At 67.0% G+C, this 1,623-nt stretch carries 2 protein-coding genes and 2 pseudogenes; all 4 read right to left on the bottom strand.

Annotated features, from left to right (window positions below; all coding sequences use genetic code 11):
• Window positions 1–253 (bottom strand): annotated as a pseudogene (locus PGX04_RS26230) (PAS domain S-box protein); the annotation flags it as partial.
• A gap of 81 nt (window positions 254–334) precedes the next feature.
• Window positions 335–769, bottom strand: a complete 435-nt coding sequence (locus tag PGX04_RS26235) for a hypothetical protein (RefSeq protein WP_273741183.1) — start codon at window positions 767–769, stop codon at window positions 335–337.
• A gap of 95 nt (window positions 770–864) precedes the next feature.
• Window positions 865–1,329 carry a copper resistance protein CopD gene (locus PGX04_RS26240; RefSeq protein ID WP_273741184.1) on the bottom strand — a complete coding sequence of 155 codons (465 nt, stop codon included), beginning with the start codon at window positions 1,327–1,329 and terminating at the stop codon, window positions 865–867.
• Between the two features lie 78 nt (window positions 1,330–1,407).
• Window positions 1,408–1,623, bottom strand: a pseudogene (locus tag PGX04_RS26245) (metal-dependent hydrolase); the annotation flags it as partial.

Consider the following 1,623-nt stretch of genomic DNA (forward strand, 5'->3'; position numbering starts at 1 on the left):
TCTCGGCGGTGCCGTCGGGCGTCGCCGTCACGTAGAGAATCGGGACCGACGGCGCGGCCTCGTGCACTGCAGCGACGGTCTCGAGGCGGTCGTCCTCGCGCCCGTCGACGACGACGCAACTAACGGCGGCCGTTTCGACGCGATCGATCGCCCGAGTCCGTTCTCGCACCGTCACGACCTCGAATTCGACCGCGAGTTCCCCCATCGGTGGCTCGTCGCCGACGAGGACGACGAGGTGACCGGTTTCAGTCACTGTCGACCCAATGGAGGGAGCCGTTCGGGATTACTGTTATGGCAGAACGAGATGGAACAGTGGTCACAGTCCCGGAAAGGGCTACTGGATCGGTTTCTCGAGGCGGGCCCAGCCGATCGCATCGAGAACGACGATGCGGTCGTTGTACCGGACGTAGACGCCGTTGTACGAACCGGTATCGGCGTCGTAGTAGGGCAGCGACTGGCGGATGCGGTCGACGACCGACCACGCGCCGTCGCTCTCGAGCGTGATGTGTTCCCACTCGTCGCGCGCGCCGTTACGGACGGCTCGGTCCATCGCTCGCCGCGCGCCGGGAATCTCGCCGAGTCGTCGTGCGGACGCGTCGACGACCGTCGCGTCGTCCGGAACGTCGGCCGGGCCGACGAGACGGGCACCGAGATCCGCTTTCGATCGCGACGTGCAGGTCCCTGTTCGCTCGGAACGGAGGACGTAGCCGGCCACAGCAGCCGATCCCACCGCGAGGAGCGAGATGGCCATGTCTTTACCCCTGATCATTAGCGAGTACGTTACAGTAACTGACTAAGTATCTTTCGCAAGAATGTTCGTTTCCGAGAGGTTCGCCGCCGAAAAACGGTCGTCAGTGCCGCAGGTCACAGGAGCCGGCCGACGTTCGCCGAAAGCAGCCCCGCGACGACCAGGAGTCCGACGGCGACGACGGCGGCCGCCCGGAACACCGGCAGCGCCTCGCGGGCCGGCTCGCGGATCTTCTTCCCGGTGAGCCCGGCCTCGAAGCGCTTCGCCGCGATTTCGACGAGGGCGGTCAGGAGTAGCCAGAGCGCGACCATCGCGAGCACTAGCCGCCCGTTGGTCGACCCGAAGAGGGTCTCGGCCGTGTAGACGGTGCCCGCGAGGTGACTCCCCGAGAGGAACAGGACGAGCGAGCTCACCCGCGAGACCGTCGTGAGCTTCCCGGAAATGACCTCGAGCGGACGGGTCGTGTTGAACGCGCCATCGCGTGCCAGCGGCAGGACGACGGCGGCGACGAAGCAGACGCTGCCGACCCAGAGGGCAGCAAAGACCAGATGAGCCGTTCTGGCGACGAGCGCGTCGACCATACGGGGCCGCTCGACGACCGGGCGTATCAGGGTTCCGACTTCCGGCCGAGAGACAGTCTGCATCGCTGCCACGTCCCGCTACTCGAGCCAGTCGGGCGTCCACGCGACCAGTCGTCGCCGAAGGAGCGCGTAGACCAGCGAGACGGCAATGGCGCCGACGATCACGGCCGTGAGCCAGCCGTCGAAGACGACGAGCGCCGGGATCGCGAGCGCGACGCCGAGAGCGGCGTCTTCGGGGGCACCGTCGTAGCGGATCCACCGCCGCGGTCGTATCCATCGCCCGCGAACGTGATC

The organism is Natrinema soli (assembly GCF_028618695.1).

Bases quoted from the DNA above. Each gene is read 5' to 3' on its own strand.
- PGX04_RS26235 (WP_273741183.1), bottom strand. From the start codon at position 769: ATGATCAGGGGTAAAGACATGGCCATCTCGCTCCTCGCGGTGGGATCG.
- PGX04_RS26240 (WP_273741184.1), bottom strand. From the start codon at position 1,329: ATGGTCGACGCGCTCGTCGCCAGAACGGCTCATCTGGTCTTTGCTGCC.